The following is a 19,118-nucleotide window of genomic DNA, read 5'->3' on the forward strand; positions in this document are numbered from 1 at the left end:
ACGTATGGCGCTGGAAGGCAAAGAAGGCGAAATGGGCGTTGACGCAGTGCTGCGTCTGGCCGATGCGCTGGATGCTTACATCCCAACGCCAGAGCGCGCTGTTGACGGTGCATTCCTGATGCCAGTGGAAGACGTGTTCTCGATCTCGGGTCGTGGTACCGTTGTGACCGGTCGTATCGAGCGCGGCATTGTCAAAGTCGGCGAAGAGATCGAAATCGTCGGTATCACCGATACCGTCAAAACGACTTGCACCGGCGTGGAAATGTTCCGCAAGCTGCTGGACCAAGGTCAAGCTGGCGACAACGTTGGTCTGCTGCTGCGCGGCACCAAGCGTGAAGACGTGCAACGTGGTCAAGTTCTGGCCAAGCCAGGCTCGATCAAGCCGCATGCCCACTTCACCGGCGAGATCTATGTTCTGTCGAAAGACGAAGGCGGCCGTCATACGCCATTCTTCAACAACTATCGTCCACAGTTCTACTTCCGTACGACGGACGTAACTGGTTCGATCGAGTTGCCAGCAGACAAAGAAATGGTCATGCCAGGCGATAACGTGTCGATCACCGTCAAGCTGATCAACCCGATCGCGATGGAAGAAGGTCTGCGCTTCGCTATCCGCGAAGGCGGCCGTACCGTCGGCGCTGGTGTTGTTGCAAAAATCCTGGCTTAATTCTTAAGCCTGCATAAAAGAAGACGCGTCGTCGCCCGGCGCCCTTCTTTTTATTCAACTGCCGGGGTTGGCAAGCATTTTGGTGCTATCATGTCGACCCTGACGGTTGTTGCGTCAGAAATTCCCGTATGACCTCATTGCCGTGCAAACCGCGCGGTTCGTTCTTTTAAGGAAATATCATGTCGGCACCAAACCAAAAAATCCGTATCCGCCTGAAAGCTTTCGATTACAAACTGATCGACCAGTCCGCTCTGGAAATCGTTGAAACCGCGAAGCGCACCGGCGCTGTCGTCAAAGGCCCAGTACCACTGCCTACCCGTATTCAACGTTTCGATGTGCTGCGTTCCCCGCACGTCAACAAAACTTCGCGCGATCAGTTCGAGATCCGTACGCACCAACGCCTGATGGACATCGTTGACCCAACGGACAAAACCGTTGACGCGCTGATGAAGCTGGACCTGCCAGCTGGTGTTGATGTCGAAATCAAACTGCAATAATCGGTTTTAAGAAGGCTGGCGGGGTATCCCGCCGCCTGATGATGGGGCCGGGCCTGCTCACGATCGTGAGTGCGCCCGGCCCCATTGCTATTGGTGCCATGCCTTTGGCGGGGGCTTCCGTCCTGTCTTCATCCTACTCCATCCCATTTTCTTCTTTTCACCTCTCATCACCGGGATTGCCTGCCAGCGCAATGCGCGCCAGCTTGATTCCAGCAAAGAGCTCGGTCTATAAAGTGGGGTTAAAACAACAATTGTTAATTGTTTTCTTTCGCGTGCGCGTCGAATGTGAGAAATTTGTAACATGCGTGAGAATGTGTGATTATTTTACAAAAATGATCAGTGCAACGCATCGATTTATAAAACGAAAACAATATTTGAGGAGTAGTTTTGAAAAGTACAGTGATGAGCAATACCCCCCGTTTGAAGAAAAGCACCCTTGCAATAGCATTGACACTGGCCTTCTCCCAATACGCTGTGGCACAAGAAGCTGCCGCACCTGCAGAAAAGCTGCAACGCGTCGAAGTCACCGGCAGCAGCATCAAGCGCACCGAAGCTGAAACAGCTGGCGCACTGCAAGTGCTGACCCGCGATGACATCGAGCGCACCGGCCAGACCACGGCGCTGGGCATCTTGAGTTCCTCCTCCGCCATCAGCACCTCGATCGATTCGTCGAGCAGCAGCTCCGGCAGCTTCGCCACGGGTTCCTCGGGCGTGGGCATGCGCGGCCTGGGCAAGGTCGCGACCCTGGTGCTGGTCAACGGCCGTCGCATTGCACAATACGGCCTGGCCGATGGCGCACAACAGAATTTCACCAACCTAGACGCGATCCCGGCTGCCGCCATCGAGCGCATCGAAATCCTGAAAGATGGCGCATCGGCAATCTACGGTTCCGACGCCATCGCTGGCGTGATCAACATCATCCTGCTGAAAAACTTCGAAGGCGCCAAGATCACTGGCAACTACAAGGAAACGGACCGTTTCAAAGACCAGCGCAGCCGCAACGTGTCGGGCATCGTCGGTTACGGCGATATCGACAAGGATGGTTTCAACACCTATCTGACGTACGAATCCTACAAGAACGACGGTTACACCGCTGGCGACCTGCGCGGCCACTACCCTGAATGGCACCGCCAGACCCCGGGCCGTTCGACCTGGGACGCCATGAGCGCGTTCTCGCCAACCGGCAACTACTTCCTGAGCAGCACGAACATCGTTGCCGCGCCAGGCTGCCCGGCCGACAAGATCGATGCCAAGGACAAGCTGTGCAAGATGGATATCTTGCCGTACACGGGCTTGACCACCAATGCCAAGCGCTATGCGGTGGCCAGCAACACGCACTTCCGCATTGGCAAGAGCATCGACGCCAACTTCGAGATCACCAATGCCGGCGCCAGCAACGATTATATCGTTGCTCCGTTCAACGTCAGCAATGGCAGCGCCACCACGTCGTCGAGCACCTGGTACGACGCGATCAACGGTAAGATGGTTGGTCCATACTTCTATCCAAAATTACCTGTTGGCCACGCCAACAACCCTTACGGCGTACCGGTGGAATACCGCGCCCGCATGATGGACACCGGCGACGGCTTCAACTTCAACCGCACCGAATCCGATCAGACGCGCGTCATGCTGAGTCTGAACGGCGACATCGGCAATTTCGATTGGAAATCCGCCGTCGGCTACATGAACTCGAAAGCCAACAAGGCCACCCGTGCCGTGAGCGCTACTGGTTACACCAATGCCATCGTCAACGGCACCTACAAGTTCGGCCAGCAAAACGATGCCGCGCTGCTGGAATCGATGTTCCCGGTACGTACCACCAAGGGTGAATCGAAAATCACCTTCGTCGACGCGACCGTGTCCGGTGAAGTGGCGCAATTGCCAGCCGGTCCTTTGAGCGTGGCGTTCGGTACCGACATTCGTCGCGAAAAGTATGAAATGGCCAGCTCGGACAACGTGCTGAGTGGCGACCTGGTCGGCATCGCCGGCCTGCAAGTCAAAGACACCATGGATCACTACGCGCTGTTCGCCGAAGCGACCATCCCGGTGGTCAAGCGTGTGGAAGTGAGTGCCGCAGTGCGTGCCGACAAGTCCACCAACAGCGACGTGCACTTCTCGCCAAAGCTCGGCTTGCGCGTCAACGCCACCGACACTCTGTTGCTGCGCGCCACGGCCGCTGGCGGCTTCCGTGCGCCTAACATCGTTGAAACCGGTAACGGCCTGGGCCGCAGCTCGTTTGCCACCGATGTCAGCGATCCACGTCGTTGCGCAACCGCCAGTGCCTTGAACAAGCTGGTGCAGAACAATCCGGCCGCCACCAGCGTCGACAAGGCTCAGGGCAATACCTTCCAGAACAGTGATTGCAAAGGCGGCGTGCCTAGCTTCGTGTCGGCGAACAAGGACCTGAAACCGGAAACCTCGCGTTCGATCACCGCTGGTTTCGTTTTCGAACCGGTCAAGAACTGGACCGTGGCACTGGACTACTACCATATCGAACGCAAGGACGAAATCGGTACCCGTGGCGTGGCTGATATCCTGCGCGGCGAAGCTGGCCTGCCAGCCGGACAGCTGGTGCGTGTCGATAACTCGGCTTCCGATGCGCAATTCCTGGCACTGGTAAAAAAATACGCACCTGGCAATACCACCAACTTCGGCGGCGTTGGCGCGATCGGCCTGCTGTACAACCCATATGTCAACAGCGGCAAGACCCGTGCTTCGGGCTTCGACTTTGATGCGGGTGGCCGTTTCAACACCGGCATCGGCCAGGTTCGCCTGAAACTGGAAGGTACTTACCTGTGGAAATACCAGGAATTCAGCGTGACCGACAATGCCTATGACACCAACCTGGCAGGTAACTATGACATGGGTTCGCGTCTGAAAGCCAAGCTGCGCGCCAGCCTGAAGGCCGGCTCGTTTGACCACGGCATGACCCTGAACTACGCCAGTGGTTTCAGCAACGACAGCCAGACTTCGCCGACCTACTGCGTTACCAACAAGGTTTCGGCTGAGAACATGGATGCTTGCTCGCGCGTAGGCAGCAACACCACGGTCGATTACAACCTGTCATTCAGCGGTATCAAAAATACCCGTCTGAGCCTTTACATCGACAATCTGTTCGACAAGGCCGCACCGGTGCAGTGGCGCAGAGGCTACGCCGAATCGTTCCAGTTCCGTCGTATTGGCGTATCGGCCAGCTACACCTTCCTCTGATCATCGTCAGTTGATACCCCCACCGTCCGGCAGCAATGCCCGACGTGTCAAAGACCAGGCCGCGTGCCTGGTTTTTTTTGCCCCGCCATCGATGCATGGGGGATATCGCTTTACAGTGCCGCGGCCGGCCGATAAAGTTGCTGCATGCTTAACGCCCTCGATACCCATCTGTTAAATGCCGCTCCCCGTGAGCGCCTGCGCGGCTGGCCGCGCTTCCTGACCGAATTCTTGTATTTCGGCATCAAGGAGGCGAGGTCGTGCCTGTTTGTGGGGCTGTTTTTTGCCGCCGTCTTCCTGGTGCCGCGCGTTGGCCTGTTCGGCCTGCCGCGCTATGACGTGCTGCTGCTGGTGGCGCTGGCGATCCAGGGCGCGATGCTCTGGAGCGGGCTCGAGACGTGGGATGAATTGAAAGCCATCTGCCTGTTTCATGCGGTCGGCTTCGCGCTGGAAGTGTTCAAGGTGTCGGGGACGATCCAGTCGTGGAGCTATCCCGACTTCGCCTACACCAAGGTGTTCGGCGTACCCCTGTTTTCCGGCTTCATGTATGCGGCCGTCGGCAGCTATATCATCCAGACCTGGCGCCTGCTCGACATGCGGATCCGCCACCATCCACCGTACTGGATGGCGGTGCTGATCGCGCTGCTGATCTACGCCAACTTCTTTACTCACCACTACATCGGCGACTACCGCTGGTATCTGGCCGCCTGTGCGCTGGGCCTGTACGCGCGCACCACCGTGGTGTTCCGCCCGCTCGACCGCGACCGCAGCATGCCCTTGCTGCTCGGTTTCGTGCTGGTCGGCTTCTTCATCTGGCTGGCTGAAAACATCAGCACCTTCTGGGGCGTGTGGCGCTATCCGAACCAGCTAGGCGCGTGGTCGGTCGTGCACGTCAGCAAATGGAGCTCATGGTCGCTGCTGGTGGTGATGACGTTCACCATCGTGGCGCACCTCAAGCACATCAAGGCCAGCATCCACGTCGCCCAGCCTTAGGCCGGGCTTCGGGACGGCTTGCTACAAGCTGGCCGCCACCACGTCGAAGCGCGCGCCCAGCGCCGCTTGCGGGCCGCCTTGCAGTTGCTTCGCGTATTGGCGCAGCACTTCCGCCGAATACGTGCGCGAGGCGGGCGACAGCTTCGGCAGCAGCGGCAGCACGCGTTCCAGATAGCCCGTGCCTTCCTGCCACTTGCCTTGCGCGGCCAGGGCCGACGCCAGTTCCACCATGCGGCGGCCGACGCGCGCATCGCTGCGCGGCTGCGCCGCTTCTTCCGTGGCCAGCGCTTGCCGGTACAGTTGCTCCGCCTCCGCATTCTTGCCCTGCAGGCGCTTGATGCGGCCCAGGTTGTACTGGCGCTGCGAGAGGATGTCCGCGCTGGCCCCGGCCTGCTCGGCACTGCGCAGCGCCTGTACGCAAGCCAGTTCCGCTTCGCCAAACTGGCCTTTGAGTTCGGCCGCGTTGCAGGCATCCTGCTGTTCATTGGAGGTGGTGAGCGTCGCTGGTGCCGCGCAGGCGGCCAGCAGGCTGGCGGCGCATAGCAGGCTGATGGTATGGGTCTTCATAGTCTCCTCGGACGGGTGTCAAACACGGTGTATCGGTGGAGTCATGCCGTAATAAATATACTATAAGTTTTTTGGGGTAGGGTGGCTTTTCGCCAGCCCGCGCGATTGACGCCGCTTGCGTGCTTCAGGGATACTCCGGGCTTGTCCATTAATGCGTGCCGCCGCCATGTCCAAGACTGTCCTGATCGTGGAAGATGAACAGGCGATTGCCGACAGCATCGCCTATGCCTTGCGCACGGACGGCTTTACGCCGCGCCATGTGATGCTGGGCGAGCACGCCCTGGCCGCGCTGCGCCCCATGCCCGGCGAAGCGGCGCAGATGCCCGTTCTCGTGGTGCTCGACGTGGGCTTGCCCGACATGAGCGGGCTGGAAGTGTGCCGCCAACTGCGCCAGTTTTCCGACGTGCCGGTGATCTTCCTGACGGCCCGCAGCGACGAGATCGACCGCATCGTCGGTCTGGAAATCGGCGCTGACGATTACGTCACCAAACCGTTTTCGCCGCGCGAACTGGTGGCGCGCATCCGCGTCATCCTGCGCCGCACGGGTGTCGCTCAAGTGCCGCGCGAGACTGGCATGACGATAGCCGCGCCTGTCGCCGCGACCGCGCCGGCGCGCTTCGAGTTGCGCGCGCTTGAGGCGCGGGTGCTGTTCCACGGCCAGCCGCTGGACCTGACCCGCTATGAATACCTGCTGCTGAAAACCCTGCTCGAGCATCCGGGCCACGTGCTGTCGCGCGCGCAACTGATGGAGCGCGTGTGGAGCGGGGCGCCCGACACGCTCGAGCGCACCGTCGACGCGCACGTCAAATCGCTGCGCGCCAAGCTGCGCGCCGTCGATGCGCAGGTCGACCCCATCCACACCCACCGTGGCCTCGGCTACAGCCTGGCCGGCGCATGAAGATCGGCCTGCGCATCCTGCTCGGCTACTTCCTGATCGTCGGGCTGGCCGCGTGGTTCCTGCTGAATGTCTTCATGGAGCAGGTCAAGCCGGGCGTGCGCTCGACCCTGGAAGACACGCTGGTCGATACCTCGCAGCTGCTGGCCAGCCTGGTGGCGCCCGACGTGAAGGCGGGCACGCTGGCGCAGTCGCCCGTGGCCGAGCGCATGCAGGATTACGCGCGCCATGGCGTGGACGTCAATATCAATGGCGTGCGCAAGCGCACGCTCGATTACCGCATCACTATCACGGACCGGCACGGCATCGTGCTGTTCGATTCCAGCGGGCGCGACGTGGGGCGCGACTATTCGCGCTGGAATGACGTGTACCTGACCCTGCAGGGCAAGTATGGCGCGCGCAGCACGCGCAGCCAGCCGGACGACGAGATGTCGACGGTGATGCACGTGGCCGCGCCGATTCGCGACGGCAATGAGGTGATCGGCGTGCTGACGGTGGCCAAGCCGAATGCCAGCGTGCAAGCGTTTGTTGAGCGCAGCCAGCGCAAGATATTGCAGCGTGGCGCCATCCTGTTGCTGCTGTCGCTGCTGATCGGCCTGGCATTCGCCTGGTGGCTGCACCATGCGCTGGGCAAGCTGATGCATTACATCGGCGACGTGGAGGCAGGGCGCAAGGTGGCGCTGCCGGCGCTGGGCAAGAACGAGATCGGTACCCTAGGGCGGGCGCTGGAGGCGATGCGCACGCGCCTGGAAGGCAAGGAATACGTGGAGCAACTGATGCACACCCTGGCGCATGAATTGAAAAGCCCGATCGCCGCCATCCAGGCCTCGGCCGAGCTGCTGCAGGAAGACATGCCGCCGGCCGAGCGCCGCCAGTTCCTGGCCAGTATCCTGGAACAGAATGCGCGCCAGCGGCAACTGATCGACAAGCTGCTGGCCCTCGTGCGCGTGGAAAAGCAGCAACGGCTGGATCACCCCGAGCGCATCGCGCTGGCGCCCCTGCTGGTGCAAGTGGCGCAGGACGCGGCTGCCACCCTGGCGGCGCGCGGCGTGCGCCTGCAACTCGATACCGACGAGCTGCTTGTCGCCGGCGATGCCTTGCTGCTGCGCCAGGCGCTGGGCAATTTGCTCGACAACGCGGCCGGCTTTGCGCCACCGGGCAGTTGCATCGACCTGACGGCGCGGCGCCACGGCAGTCAGGTGGAAATTGCCGTGCGCGACCGTGGCGCGGGCATCCCCGCGTATGCGCTGGAACGCGTCTTCGAGCGCTTTTATTCCCTGCCGCGCCCGAGCGCCGGCAAAAGCACGGGCCTGGGCCTGCCCTTCGTGCGCGAGGTCGCCTCCCTGCATGGCGGCACGGTCGAGGTGCTCAATCATGCGGAGGGCGGCGCCTGCGCGCGCCTGTCCCTGCCGCTAGCCTAGCGCACTTTATTTGTCCGCTTCACACAGACTGCATCGTCAGCGCATACAGCTTTTTTACACTGGCCGCCTTACTTCAAGGATGCGCCATGCAAAAAAACCTCTTAGTCAAAGCGTTGATCGTGTTCGGCCTGATGTTGCTGATCGGCCTGCCTCTGCTGATGATTCAGGAAACGATCAAGGAGCGGATGGAATTCCGCCAGGAAGCCGTCAACAGCATCGCCGCCGATTCGGTGCGCGAACAAACCATCATCGGTCCCATCCTCGTGATCCCGTATGTGGAGCAATATGACGAGCGGGTCGAGATCGCCGTCGACAAGGAGCAGAAAGGCAGCGTGCCGGCGCAGACGCAGGTGCAGCGCCGCGTCATGCAGCGCCGCTTGCTGGTGTACCCGAACCTCTTGCTGCAGGAAGGCACCATCGAGACCGACCGCCGCTACCGTGGCATCCACCAGGTGCTGGTGTACAGCGGCCAGCATGCGTTCAAGGGCGACTTCACGGTGCCCAGTCTTGAGCAGTTGCCGCGCAAGACGCCGGACGCGCGCGTGACCCTGGGCGAGCCGTTTGTTGCCTTGTCCATCGAGGACGTGCGCGGCATCCGCAACATCCCGAAAATCGACTGGGGCGGGCGCCAGATCGAATTCGAACAGGGCACCGACCTGTTTGCCTTCCGCAGCGGCCTGCATGCACCCCTGGGCGCCATGCCGCTGGCGCAAGCGCAGCAGGTGAAATTCAGTTTTGAGCTGGGACTGGATGGCATCGAACGCCAGCATTTCGTGCCGGTGGCGAAAAACAGCCAGATCAGCATCAAGTCGAACTGGCCCCATCCGCAGTTTGGCGGGCGCTTCCTGCCGTCGCCGAAACACCGCCAGATCAATGCCGATGGCTTTCAGGTCGAGTGGAATATCTCGTCGCTGGCCAGCAATGCGCAAACGCAGCTGAGCACGATCGAGGGCGAGTTCAAGGTGCCCGACAGCGCACCGCTGGGCCAGGTGGACCGTTTCAGCGTCGGCTTCATCGAGCCGATCAATGTGTATTCGCAGTCGGACCGGGCCACCAAGTATGGCTTGCTGTTTGTGGCGCTGACGTTTGCCGCCTTCTTCATCTTCGAGATCCTGAAGAGTCTGCCGATCCATCCCGTGCAATATCTGCTGGTGGGCCTGTCGCTGGTGATCTTCTTCCTGCTGCTGGTGGGCCTGGCCGAGCACATCGCCTTCCTGGCCGCCTACCTGATCGCCAGCGCCGCCTGTATCGCGCTGACCAGTTTTTACCTGGCGCATGTATTGCACAACGCCTGGCGCGGCATCGGCTTCGGCGTGGCGCTGACCATGCTCTATGGCGCCCTGTACGGATTGCTGAACTCGGAAAACAATGCGCTGGTGATGGGCAGCATCCTGTTGTTCGCCGTGCTGGCCGTCATCATGGTGGCAACGCGCAAGGTGGACTGGTATCAGATTGGCAAAGGAGCACCGCAAGAGTAAGGACCAGCCAGGCGCCATGCGCCGCCTTACAGCCAGCCCGGACGGTGATTTGTCCGGGCTGGCTTTTTTTATTTGATTGGCAGGCACGCGGCATCGTTAATTGGTAGTTGGTTGGTATTGTTTACGGTATTCTATTGGCATTGCTTTTTAAGTAATGGCGGACGCCCTGGCGTCTGCCCGGGGCGGTGCGAGGATGGCGTGGCGTCCTGGTTGTTCTTCCATCTGATAAACGGAGATGAAATATGATCAAGAAGACGATGGCTTTCCTGTTTGCGCTGGGCCTGAGCGCCTCGTATGCGTTTGCTGCCGGCGATGTCACGCAGTGCTATAGCGAGTGCGGACAAAAAGTGGCCAATTGCCGGGCGCACCTCGGTGGCAGCCCCATCTGCGAGGACCTGTACCAGCATTGCCTGATCAACTGCCAGCAATAAGCTTTTTCGGGCGGCACGCCCGGGATGAGAAGAGCAGGGCGCGCCTACCATGGCGCGCCCTGTGTGTTTCTGCCATCGCCCGCCAGGCCGCATGCCGCCGTGCTTTGCGCCCGCCAAGTTGCCTTGCGGCAGCGTTTTTCAGGCGCGCCGACAACTCCCGCAGGGGCGCCGCGCAACACTTTGACATACCTCGTGTTAACTTGTTGCGTCAAGGGTTTTTGTGCTATATACTAGCCGGCTTCGGTATGGATTCGTCTTTTTTGAGTCCTACGTTACTTTGTAGTTAAACAAGCCCCGCCCAATCGCAGGTGGGAATGGAGAAAAAATGAGCCTAGGCCTTCTCGGTCGCAAGGTTGGTATGATGCGCATTTTCACGGATGAAGGGGATTCGATCCCGGTCACCGTGTTGGACGTATCGAACAACCGTGTTGCGCAAATCAAAACCCCTGAAACAGATGGTTACTCCGCTGTTCAGGTCGCATTCGGTCAACGTCGCGCTTCCCGCGTGACCAAAGCTGTTGCTGGTCATCACGCTAAAGCTGGTGTTGAAGCCGGTACTCTGTTGAAAGAGTTCCGTGTCGACGCTGCCAAAGCCGCTGAACTGAAAGCTGGCGATGTTGTCGCTGCTTCCCTGTTCGAAGTCGGTCAAAAGATCGACGTGCAAGGCGTTACCATTGGTAAAGGCTATGCAGGCGTTATCAAACGTTACCACTTCGCTTCTGGCCGTGCAACGCACGGTAACTCGCGTTCGCATAACGTTCCAGGTTCCATCGGTATGGCACAAGATCCAGGTCGCGTTTTCCCTGGTAAGCGCATGACCGGTCATCTGGGTGACGTTAACCGTACGATCCAGAACCTCGTGATCGCCCGTATCGATGCCGACCGTCAGCTGCTGCTGGTCAAAGGCGCGATTCCAGGTGCGAAAAATGGCCAGGTAGTTGTCTCGCCAGCCATCAAAACCAAAGCCAAGAAGGGAGCTTAAACGATGGAACTCAAGCTTCTGAATGCGCAAGGTCAAGCCGCCTCGAACGTTGCTGCAGCCGATACGATTTTCGGCCGTGACTACAATGAAGCGCTGATCCACCAAGTCGTCATCGCTTATCAAGCGAATGCACGTAGTGGTAACCGCAAGCAAAAAGACCGTGAAGAAGTTCACCACACGACGAAAAAGCCATGGCGCCAAAAAGGTACCGGCCGCGCTCGTGCTGGTATGTCGTCGTCGCCACTGTGGCGCGGCGGTGGTCGGATTTTCCCGAACTCGCCTGACGAAAACTTCACCCACAAAGTGAATAAAAAAATGTATCGCGCAGGTATCTGCTCGATCCTGTCGCAGCTGGCTCGCGAAGAGCGCCTGATCGTCATCGACGATCTGACGATCGACGCGCCAAAAACCAAGCTGTTGTCGCAAAAATTGAACGGCCTGGGCTTTGATTCGGTTCTGATCATCACCGACGTTCTGAACGAAAACCTGGAACTGGCATCGCGCAACCTGCCTAACGTACTCGTCGTTGAGCCACGTCACGCAGACCCGATGTCCCTGGTGTTCTACAAGAAGATCCTGGTCACCAAAGCTGCATTGGCCAAGATTGAGGAGATGCTGGCATGAGCGCGATTTTGAAACATAGCGAAGAACGCTTGATGAAGGTGCTGTTGGCGCCCGTGATTTCCGAAAAGGCCACCATGGTCGCGGAAAAGAACGAGCAAATTGTATTCCGCGTACTGCCGGATGCAACCAAGCCTGAAATCAAGGCAGCGGTCGAACTGCTGTTCAAGGTTGAAGTTCTGTCCGTGCAAACTGCAAACCGCGAAGGTAAGCAAAAGCGCACCGGCAAGTTCAACGGTCGTCGTAACCATACCAAGCGTGCTTTCGTGTGCCTGAAGCCTGGCCAGGAAATCAACTTCTCCGAGGAGGCTGCATAATGGCACTCGTTAAGATGAAACCAACCTCGCCAGGCCGTCGCGGCATGGTGAAGGTGGTGAATGCCGACCTGTACAAAGGTCGTCCGTTCGCTGCCCTGGTTGAAAAGAAATCCAAGACCGCTGGTCGTAACAACAACGGTCACATCACCACCCGTCATATCGGTGGTGGTCATAAGCAACACTACCGCTTGATCGACTTCAAGCGCACCAAAGATGGTATTCCAGCGAAAGTGGAACGTATCGAATACGATCCAAACCGCACCGCGAATATCGCTCTGTTGTGCTACGCCGACGGCGAACGTCACTACATCATCGCAACCAAAGGCATGGCCGTTGGCGACAGCGTGATGAACGGTTCGGAAGCACCGATCAAATCGGGTAACTGCTTGCCAATCCGTAACATCCCAGTCGGTACCGTGATGCATTGCGTCGAAATGCTGCCAGGTAAAGGTGCCCAAATGGCACGTACCGCCGGCGCTGGCGTTGTGCTGATGGCACGTGAAGGTACCTACGCTCAAGTGCGTCTGCGCTCGGGTGAAGTACGTCGCGTGCACATCGAGTGCCGTGCAACGGTTGGTGAAGTCGGCAATGCCGAGCACAGCCTGCGTAAAATCGGTAAAGCTGGTGCGATGCGCTGGCGCGGTGTTCGTCCTACCGTTCGCGGTGTGGTCATGAACCCGGTCGATCACCCGCACGGTGGTGGTGAAGGTAAAACAGCAGCTGGTCGTCATCCAGTTTCGCCTTGGGGCCAACAGACTAAGGGTAAGAAGACACGCAGCAACAAGCGTACTACTTCCATGATCGTCTCGCGCCGCGGCAAGAAATAAGGGGTAGCACATGACACGTTCATTGAAAAAAGGGCCGTTCTGTGACGCCCACCTGGTGAAAAAAGTTGAAGCCGCGCAAGCAGCCAAAGACAAAAAGCCAATCAAAACCTGGTCGCGTCGTTCGACAATCATGCCTGACTTCATCGGCCTGACGATCGCGGTTCATAACGGCAAGCTGCACGTGCCGGTTTATGTTTCCGAAAACATGGTTGGTCACAAGCTCGGCGAATTCGCACTGACCCGTACGTTCAAGGGCCATGCAGCTGACAAAAAGGCTAAGAAATAATGGAAACTAAAGCTATCCTCAAAGGTGTGCGCCTGTCGGACCAAAAGGGCCGCCTGGTTGCTGACCTGATCCGTGGCAAGAAAGTTGACGCTGCACTCAACATCTTGCAATTCAGCCCGAAAAAAGGTGCTGCGATCATCAAACGCGTTCTGGAATCCGCTATTGCGAATGCCGAGCACAATGATGGTGCGGACATCGACGAATTGTTCGTGAAAACGATCTACGTCGAAAAGGGCCCCGTCCTGAAGCGCTTCACCGCGCGTGCAAAAGGCCGTGGCGACCGTATTTCGAAACAATCCTGTCACGTTTACGTGACTGTCGGTAACTAAGGAGCCACGATGGGTCAGAAAATTCATCCAACCGGTTTCCGTCTGGCGGTCACCCGTAACTGGGCTTCGCGCTGGTATGCAGGCAACGGTAATTTCGCTGCCATGCTGAACGAAGACTTGAAAGCACGTGCTTACCTGAAAAAGAAACTGAAGAACGCATCCGTTGGCCGCATCGTTATCGAGCGCCCAGCCAAGAACGCGCGCTTCACGATCTACAGCTCGCGTCCAGGCGTGGTCATTGGTAAAAAAGGCGAAGACATCGAAGTACTGAAGTCGGCGCTGACCAAGATCATGGGCGTACCTGTTCACGTGAACATCGAAGAAATTCGCAAGCCAGAAATCGACTCGCAACTGATCGCCGATTCGATCGCTCAGCAGCTGGAAAAACGGATCATGTTCCGCCGCGCCATGAAGCGTGCAATGCAAAATGCAATGCGCCTGGGTGCTCTCGGTATCAAGATCATGTCCTCCGGCCGTCTGAACGGTATCGAAATCGCACGTAAAGAGTGGTACCGCGAAGGCCGCGTGCCTCTGCATACCCTGCGCGCCGATATCGACTACGGTACCAGCGAAGCGTCGACCACCTACGGCATCATCGGTGTCAAGGTGTGGGTATACAAAGGTGACCGCGCGCCTAACGGCGATGCACCAGTCATCGATACCCCAGCTGACGAGAAGAAAAGCCGCGGCCCACGCCGTGACGATGGCAAGCCAGCTGGCCGTCCACGTCCAGCCGGTGCCGGTGCGAAACCATCCACAGCACCAGGTGCACGTGTGCGTACCGCCGCTAAACCGGCCGCCGCAGCAGCACCAGCTGAGAAAGCAGGAGAATAATCATGCTGCAACCAGCACGCAGAAAGTATCGTAAAGAGCAGAAAGGCCGTAATACCGGTATTTCGCACAGCCGCGGCACCGCCGTGTCGTTTGGCGAATTCGGTCTGAAGGCAGTTGCGCGCGGTCGTATCACTGCGCGTCAAATTGAAGCGGCGCGTCGTGCAATGACGCGTCACATCAAGCGCGGTGGCCGTATCTGGATCCGTATCTTCCCGGACAAACCGATTTCGAACAAACCGGCTGAAGTCCGTATGGGTAACGGTAAAGGTAATCCTGAGTACTACGTCGCTGAAATTCAGCCAGGCAAAGTACTGTACGAAATGGATGGCGTTGATGAAGCGCTGGCACGGGAAGCATTCCGTCTTGCCGCCGCTAAACTGCCACTGGCGACGACGTTTGTCATCCGCCAAGTCGGCCAATAATTGGAGTTGTATATGAAAGCATCTGAACTCCGCGGCAAGGACCAGCCAGCTCTGCAAAAAGAGCTGAATGACCTGTTGAAGGCACAGTTCGGCCTGCGCATGCAAATCGCTACGCAGCAGCTGAGCAACACTTCGCAGCTCAAGAAGGTACGCCGCGATATCGCGCGTGTGAAGACGGTAATGAATCTGAAGGAAGCCAAATGAACGAACCAGTGAAACAGTCGCTCAAGCGCACGCTGATCGGTAAAGTGGTTTCGGACAAGATGGACAAGACCGTTACCGTTCTGATCGAGCGCCACGTAAAACATCCTTTGTATGGCAAGATCATCATGCGCTCGAACAAGTATCACGCGCATGACGAGACCAACCAAGTCAAGGCCGGTGACACGGTCGAGATCCAGGAAGGTCGCCCGATCTCCAAAACGAAGGCATGGACGGTGACACGTGTGGTTCAAGCCGCACCAACCGTTTAAATAAAAACCACCGTTTCGGCGGTGGGTTTTAATTAGTACTTGCAGGCCCGCAAATTGTATGTAATACTTGCGGGCTTCGTTCATGTAACGCCGCAAAGTGTCTGGCCACAGACAGTAGCATTCGCGGTCAGTTGATGTATGAAGGTCATGCACCCAAACAGTGAAGCCCAGCAGGGCGGCTCTGGCGGGACCAAGACTGACCGTGGGTCTACATTGTGTGGATTCTTCGGCTTAAGTTGGGAAAGAGAATACTATGATTCAAACTGAAAGCCGGCTCGAAGTGGCTGACAATACCGGTGCCAAAGAAGTAATGTGCATCAAGGTATTGGGCGGCTCCAAGCGCCGTTATGCTGGCATTGGCGATGTGATCAAGGTAACCGTTAAGGTTGCTGCGCCACGTGGCCGTGTCAAAAAAGGTGAAATTTATAACGCCGTGGTTGTGCGCACCGCTAAAGGTGTTCGCCGCCAAGACGGTTCCCTGGTGAAGTTCGACGGCAACGCCGCCGTTCTGTTGAACGCCAAGCTGGAACCGATCGGTACCCGTATTTTTGGACCTGTCACACGCGAACTGCGTACTGAGAAGTTCATGAAAATCGTGTCCCTGGCACCGGAAGTCCTGTAAGGAGTCGTAATGGATAAGATTCGTAAAAACGACGAAGTCATCGTTCTGACCGGGAAAGACAAGGGCAAACGTGGTGTGGTACAGCAGCGTATCGATGCTGAACATATCGTGGTTGACGGCATTAACATCGCTAAAAAAGCGACTAAGCCAAACCCGATGACTGGCGTAACTGGTGGTATCGTCGATAAGACCATGCCAATTCACGTGTCCAACGTTGCATTGTTTAATGCAGCGACTGGCAAGGCAGATCGCGTGGGTTTCAAAGAAGTGGACGGCAAGAAAGTTCGCATCTTTAAATCCTCCGGCGAAGTAGTGAAGGCTTAAGAAATCATGGCACGTCTCCAAGAATTCTATAAAGAAAAAGTCGTTGCCGACCTGACCAGCAAGTTTGGTTACAAGTCGGTAATGGAAGTTCCACGCCTGACCAAGATCACCCTGAACATGGGTGTTGGTGAGGCTATCGCGGATAAAAAAGTTCTCGAGCACGCAGTTGCTGACTTGACCAAGATCGCCGGCCAGAAGCCAGTGACCACCAAGTCCCGCAAAGCGATCGCAGGCTTCAAAATCCGTGAAGGTTACCCGATCGGTACGATGGTCACCCTGCGCGGCGCTCGCATGTACGAGTTCCTGGATCGCTTCATTACCGTGGCTCTGCCGCGCGTACGCGATTTCCGTGGTGTGAACGGCCGTGCATTTGATGGTCGTGGCAACTACAACATCGGTGTCAAGGAACAGATCATTTTCCCTGAAATCGAATACGACAAGATTGACGCGTTGCGCGGTATGAATATCAGCATCACGACAACCGCTAAGACCGATGACGAAGCCAAAGCTTTGCTCGCCGCCTTTAAATTCCCTTTCAGGAACTGATCATGGCCAAACTGTCACTGATTAATCGTGAGATCAAGCGTGCTGACCTGGTGGCGAAATTCGCCCCTAAGCGCGAAGCTCTCAAGGCCATCGTCGATGACCAATCGAAATCGGAAGAAGAGCGCTACGAAGCTCGCCTGAAACTGCAGGCGCTGCCACGTAACTCGAACCCGACGCGTCAACGTAACCGTTGCGCCATCACTGGTCGTCCGCGCGGCACATTCCGTAAATTCGGTCTGGGTCGTATCAAGCTCCGTGAATTCGCCATGCGTGGTGAAATTCCGGGTATGACAAAAGCAAGCTGGTAATAGGAGAATATGCAATGAGTATGAGCGATCCTATCGCCGATATGCTGACCCGCATTCGCAATGCACAAGGCGTGCAAAAGACGACCGTGGCCATGCCATCGTCGAAAGTCAAAATTGCGATTGCCAGCGTCCTGAAGGACGAGGGTTACATTGAAGATTTCGCTGTTGCCGAAGCTGGTGGCAAAGCGGAACTGAAAATCGGTTTGAAGTATTATGTTGGCCGTCCCGTCATTGAGCGCTTGGAGCGCGTGTCCCGTCCGGGTCTGCGCGTCTACAAGGGTAAAGACGAGATCCCTGTTGTGATGAATGGCTTGGGTGTGGCGATCGTGTCGACTCCGCAAGGCGTCATGACTGACCGCAAAGCACGCGCTACCGGTGTCGGCGGCGAAGTTATTTGCTACGTGGCTTAAGGAGTTACACATGTCTCGAGTAGCTAAAATGCCTATCGTAGTGCCAGCTGGCGCCGAAGTCGCCATCTCCGCACAAGCGATCACCGTAAAAGGCCCGCTGGGCGTACTTTCCCAGGCCCTCACCGGCCAGGTCAAAGTGGAAAACAATGCAGGAACCCTGAGTTTCGACGTGGCGAACGACAGCCGCGAAGCCAATGCCATGTCCGGCACGCTGCGCGCACTGGTCAACAACATGGTTGTTGGCGTCACCAAGGGTTTCGAGAAAAAGCTGAACCTGGTAGGCGTGGGTTACAAGGCGCAAGCTCAAGGCGACAAGTTGAATCTGTCCCTGGGTTTCTCGCACCCTGTAGTGCATGACATGCCAGCTGGCGTTACCTGCGCAACACCAACCCCGACCGAGATCCTGATTAAAGGTATCGACCGTCAACAGGTTGGCCAGGTAGCCGCTGAAGTTCGTGCTTACCGCGCTCCTGAGCCTTATAAAGGCAAGGGCGTTCGCTATGCGGACGAAGTGGTTAAGCTTAAAGAAACCAAGAAGAAGTAATTAGGGGCTGACGATGGATAAGAAAGAATCACGGCTTCGCCGCGGACGCCAAACCCGCATCAAGATTGCGGAATTGAAAGTAAATCGCTTGTCGGTGCATCGCACCAACCTGCACATTTACGCCAACCTGATCAGCCCGGACGCTAAAGTCCTGGTTTCGGCCTCGACGGCTGAAGCGGAAGTTCGCGCTGAACTGGCAGGCCAATCCGGCAAAGGCGGCAATGCCGCTGCTGCAGCCTTGATCGGCAAGCGCGTCGCTGAAAAAGCGTTGAAAGCAGGGATTACCGAAGTTGCGTTTGACCGCTCCGGTTTCCGTTACCACGGCCGTGTGAAAGCGTTGGCAGAAGCCGCACGCGAAGCCGGTCTGAAGTTCTAAGGATCAATCATGGCAAAAATGCAAGCAAAAATGCAAAGCGACAAGCCGGATGATGGCATGCGCGAAAAAATGATCGCGATCAACCGCGTGACCAAAGTGGTCAAGGGTGGTCGTATCATGGGTTTCGCCGCGCTGACCGTAGTTGGTGATGGCGATGGCCGCGTCGGCATGGGCAAGGGCAAATCGAAAGAAGTGCCAGTTGGCGTGCAGAAGGCAATGGAAGAAGCCCGTCGCAACCTGATCAAAGTACCGCTCAAAAACGGCACCTTGCATCACACGGTTGTTGGTCGTCACGGCGCCTCCAAGGTCCTGATGAACCCAGCTAAGCCTGGTACTGGCGTTATCGCTGGTGGCGCAATGCGCGCTATCTTCGAAGTGATGGGCGTGACGGACGTGGTGGCGAAATCCACCGGTTCGAACAACCCATACAACCTGGTACGCGCTACGCTGGACGGCCTGTCGAAAATGAGCACTGCTTCCGATATCGCTGCCAAACGCGGCAAGTCGGTCGAAGACATTCTGGCTTAAGGTGGACAAAATGACAAACACAGTCAAAGTGCAATTGGTCAAGGGCTTGATCGGTACGCGCGAATCGCATCGCGCTACCGTGCGCGGTCTGGGTCTGCGTCGTGTAAATTCGGTTTCCGAATTGCAAGACACCCCATCCGTACGCGGCATGATCAATAAAGTATCGTATCTCGTTAAAGTTGTCGGGTAAGCCTTCGGGCTTACACGAACGGA

Annotated in this window: 28 protein-coding genes; 27 read left to right on the forward strand and 1 reads right to left on the reverse strand. The window is 57.5% G+C overall.

Going from position 1 to position 19,118, the window contains the following annotated elements; genetic code table 11:
* The 4 genes from KO538_RS26430 to KO538_RS26445 form a co-directional block, all read left to right on the forward strand.
* The coding region (locus KO538_RS26430; protein WP_257620602.1) for an EF-Tu/IF-2/RF-3 family GTPase at positions 1-667 on the forward strand (667 nt) is incomplete at its 5' end.
* A 179-nt stretch (positions 668-846) separates the two neighbouring features.
* Positions 847-1,164, forward strand: coding sequence for a 30S ribosomal protein S10 (gene rpsJ, locus KO538_RS26435; protein WP_010394389.1), 318 nt, complete (start codon positions 847-849; stop codon positions 1,162-1,164).
* Between the two features lie 474 nt (positions 1,165-1,638).
* Positions 1,639-4,374, forward strand: coding sequence for a TonB-dependent siderophore receptor (locus KO538_RS26440; RefSeq protein ID WP_235194247.1), 2,736 nt, complete (start codon positions 1,639-1,641; stop codon positions 4,372-4,374).
* Positions 4,375-4,518: 144 nt separating this feature from the next.
* Entirely contained in the window at positions 4,519-5,364 is an 846-nt protein-coding gene (locus KO538_RS26445) for a DUF817 domain-containing protein (protein ID WP_219330154.1), read from the forward strand.
* A 21-nt stretch (positions 5,365-5,385) separates the two neighbouring features.
* Here the strand turns inward: KO538_RS26445 and KO538_RS26450 are convergent, their stop codons facing one another.
* Entirely contained in the window at positions 5,386-5,931 is a 546-nt protein-coding gene (locus KO538_RS26450) for a tetratricopeptide repeat protein (RefSeq protein ID WP_219330155.1), read from the reverse strand.
* 166 nt (positions 5,932-6,097) lie between these two features.
* Between KO538_RS26450 and creB the strand changes: the two genes are divergently transcribed.
* The 23 genes from creB (at position 6,098) to rpmD (ending at position 19,095) form a co-directional block, all read left to right on the forward strand.
* Positions 6,098-6,829 carry a two-component system response regulator CreB gene (creB, locus tag KO538_RS26455; RefSeq protein WP_219330156.1) on the forward strand — a complete coding sequence of 244 codons (732 nt, stop codon included), beginning with the start codon at positions 6,098-6,100 and terminating at the stop codon, positions 6,827-6,829.
* Positions 6,826-8,247: a two-component system sensor histidine kinase CreC gene (creC, locus tag KO538_RS26460; RefSeq protein WP_219330157.1), complete on the forward strand. Its 1,422-nt coding sequence runs from the start codon at positions 6,826-6,828 to the stop codon at positions 8,245-8,247. Before creB ends, creC begins: the two co-directional genes overlap by 4 nt.
* Positions 8,248-8,333: 86 nt before the next feature.
* Positions 8,334-9,725 carry a cell envelope integrity protein CreD gene (creD, locus tag KO538_RS26465; RefSeq protein WP_219330158.1) on the forward strand — a complete coding sequence of 464 codons (1,392 nt, stop codon included), beginning with the start codon at positions 8,334-8,336 and terminating at the stop codon, positions 9,723-9,725.
* 242 nt (positions 9,726-9,967) lie between these two features.
* On the forward strand, positions 9,968-10,156 hold the full coding sequence (locus tag KO538_RS26470; RefSeq protein ID WP_070305273.1) for a hypothetical protein: 189 nt from the start codon (positions 9,968-9,970) through the stop codon (positions 10,154-10,156).
* 325 nt (positions 10,157-10,481) lie between these two features.
* Positions 10,482-11,138 carry a 50S ribosomal protein L3 gene (gene rplC, locus KO538_RS26475; protein ID WP_010394393.1) on the forward strand — a complete coding sequence of 219 codons (657 nt, stop codon included), beginning with the start codon at positions 10,482-10,484 and terminating at the stop codon, positions 11,136-11,138.
* A gap of 3 nt (positions 11,139-11,141) precedes the next feature.
* Positions 11,142-11,762 carry a 50S ribosomal protein L4 gene (rplD, locus tag KO538_RS26480; protein ID WP_034753197.1) on the forward strand — a complete coding sequence of 207 codons (621 nt, stop codon included), beginning with the start codon at positions 11,142-11,144 and terminating at the stop codon, positions 11,760-11,762.
* Positions 11,759-12,076, forward strand: a complete 318-nt coding sequence (gene rplW, locus KO538_RS26485; RefSeq protein ID WP_010394398.1) for a 50S ribosomal protein L23 — start codon at positions 11,759-11,761, stop codon at positions 12,074-12,076. Before rplD ends, rplW begins: the two co-directional genes overlap by 4 nt.
* Complete coding sequence (gene rplB / locus KO538_RS26490) at positions 12,076-12,903, forward strand: 50S ribosomal protein L2 (RefSeq protein WP_034753198.1); 828 nt, start codon at positions 12,076-12,078, stop codon at positions 12,901-12,903. Before rplW ends, rplB begins: the two co-directional genes overlap by 1 nt.
* A 10-nt stretch (positions 12,904-12,913) precedes the next feature.
* On the forward strand, positions 12,914-13,189 hold the full coding sequence (rpsS, locus tag KO538_RS26495) for a 30S ribosomal protein S19 (RefSeq protein WP_008444295.1): 276 nt from the start codon (positions 12,914-12,916) through the stop codon (positions 13,187-13,189).
* Entirely contained in the window at positions 13,186-13,518 is a 333-nt protein-coding gene (rplV, locus tag KO538_RS26500; protein WP_170840583.1) for a 50S ribosomal protein L22, read from the forward strand. Before rpsS ends, rplV begins: the two co-directional genes overlap by 4 nt.
* Positions 13,519-13,527: 9 nt before the next feature.
* Positions 13,528-14,352: a 30S ribosomal protein S3 gene (gene rpsC / locus KO538_RS26505; protein WP_034753199.1), complete on the forward strand. Its 825-nt coding sequence runs from the start codon at positions 13,528-13,530 to the stop codon at positions 14,350-14,352.
* Positions 14,353-14,354: 2 nt separating this feature from the next.
* Positions 14,355-14,774 carry a 50S ribosomal protein L16 gene (gene rplP, locus KO538_RS26510; protein ID WP_034753201.1) on the forward strand — a complete coding sequence of 140 codons (420 nt, stop codon included), beginning with the start codon at positions 14,355-14,357 and terminating at the stop codon, positions 14,772-14,774.
* A gap of 12 nt (positions 14,775-14,786) precedes the next feature.
* Positions 14,787-14,978, forward strand: coding sequence for a 50S ribosomal protein L29 (gene rpmC, locus KO538_RS26515; protein ID WP_010394412.1), 192 nt, complete (start codon positions 14,787-14,789; stop codon positions 14,976-14,978).
* Positions 14,975-15,247, forward strand: a complete 273-nt coding sequence (gene rpsQ / locus KO538_RS26520; RefSeq protein WP_010394415.1) for a 30S ribosomal protein S17 — start codon at positions 14,975-14,977, stop codon at positions 15,245-15,247. The genes rpmC and rpsQ overlap by 4 nt, the downstream gene beginning before the upstream one ends.
* 253 nt (positions 15,248-15,500) lie before the next feature.
* A complete protein-coding gene (rplN, locus tag KO538_RS26525; protein WP_008444317.1) occupies positions 15,501-15,869 on the forward strand; it encodes a 50S ribosomal protein L14 in 369 nt (122 codons plus the stop codon).
* A gap of 9 nt (positions 15,870-15,878) precedes the next feature.
* Positions 15,879-16,193 carry a 50S ribosomal protein L24 gene (rplX, locus tag KO538_RS26530; protein ID WP_034753204.1) on the forward strand — a complete coding sequence of 105 codons (315 nt, stop codon included), beginning with the start codon at positions 15,879-15,881 and terminating at the stop codon, positions 16,191-16,193.
* Between the two features lie 6 nt (positions 16,194-16,199).
* Positions 16,200-16,739, forward strand: coding sequence for a 50S ribosomal protein L5 (gene rplE / locus KO538_RS26535; RefSeq protein ID WP_010394421.1), 540 nt, complete (start codon positions 16,200-16,202; stop codon positions 16,737-16,739).
* Between the two features lie 2 nt (positions 16,740-16,741).
* Positions 16,742-17,047: a 30S ribosomal protein S14 gene (rpsN, locus tag KO538_RS26540; RefSeq protein WP_010394423.1), complete on the forward strand. Its 306-nt coding sequence runs from the start codon at positions 16,742-16,744 to the stop codon at positions 17,045-17,047.
* A gap of 14 nt (positions 17,048-17,061) precedes the next feature.
* Positions 17,062-17,457 carry a 30S ribosomal protein S8 gene (gene rpsH / locus KO538_RS26545; RefSeq protein WP_034753208.1) on the forward strand — a complete coding sequence of 132 codons (396 nt, stop codon included), beginning with the start codon at positions 17,062-17,064 and terminating at the stop codon, positions 17,455-17,457.
* A 10-nt stretch (positions 17,458-17,467) separates the two neighbouring features.
* The gene (gene rplF / locus KO538_RS26550; RefSeq protein WP_034778281.1) at positions 17,468-18,001 is read left to right on the forward strand and encodes a 50S ribosomal protein L6; all 534 of its coding nucleotides are present in this window, start codon (positions 17,468-17,470) and stop codon (positions 17,999-18,001) included.
* Positions 18,002-18,014: 13 nt separating this feature from the next.
* On the forward strand, positions 18,015-18,377 hold the full coding sequence (gene rplR / locus KO538_RS26555; RefSeq protein ID WP_010394431.1) for a 50S ribosomal protein L18: 363 nt from the start codon (positions 18,015-18,017) through the stop codon (positions 18,375-18,377).
* A gap of 9 nt (positions 18,378-18,386) precedes the next feature.
* Positions 18,387-18,905, forward strand: coding sequence for a 30S ribosomal protein S5 (gene rpsE / locus KO538_RS26560; RefSeq protein WP_010394433.1), 519 nt, complete (start codon positions 18,387-18,389; stop codon positions 18,903-18,905).
* A gap of 10 nt (positions 18,906-18,915) precedes the next feature.
* Positions 18,916-19,095, forward strand: coding sequence for a 50S ribosomal protein L30 (gene rpmD, locus KO538_RS26565; RefSeq protein WP_010394435.1), 180 nt, complete (start codon positions 18,916-18,918; stop codon positions 19,093-19,095).
* Positions 19,096-19,118: the final 23 nt, after the last annotated feature.

It is taken from the genome of Janthinobacterium sp. NKUCC08_JDC (assembly GCF_019345575.1).
GTDB classification, from domain to species: Bacteria; Pseudomonadota; Gammaproteobacteria; order Burkholderiales; family Burkholderiaceae_D; genus Janthinobacterium; species Janthinobacterium aestuarii.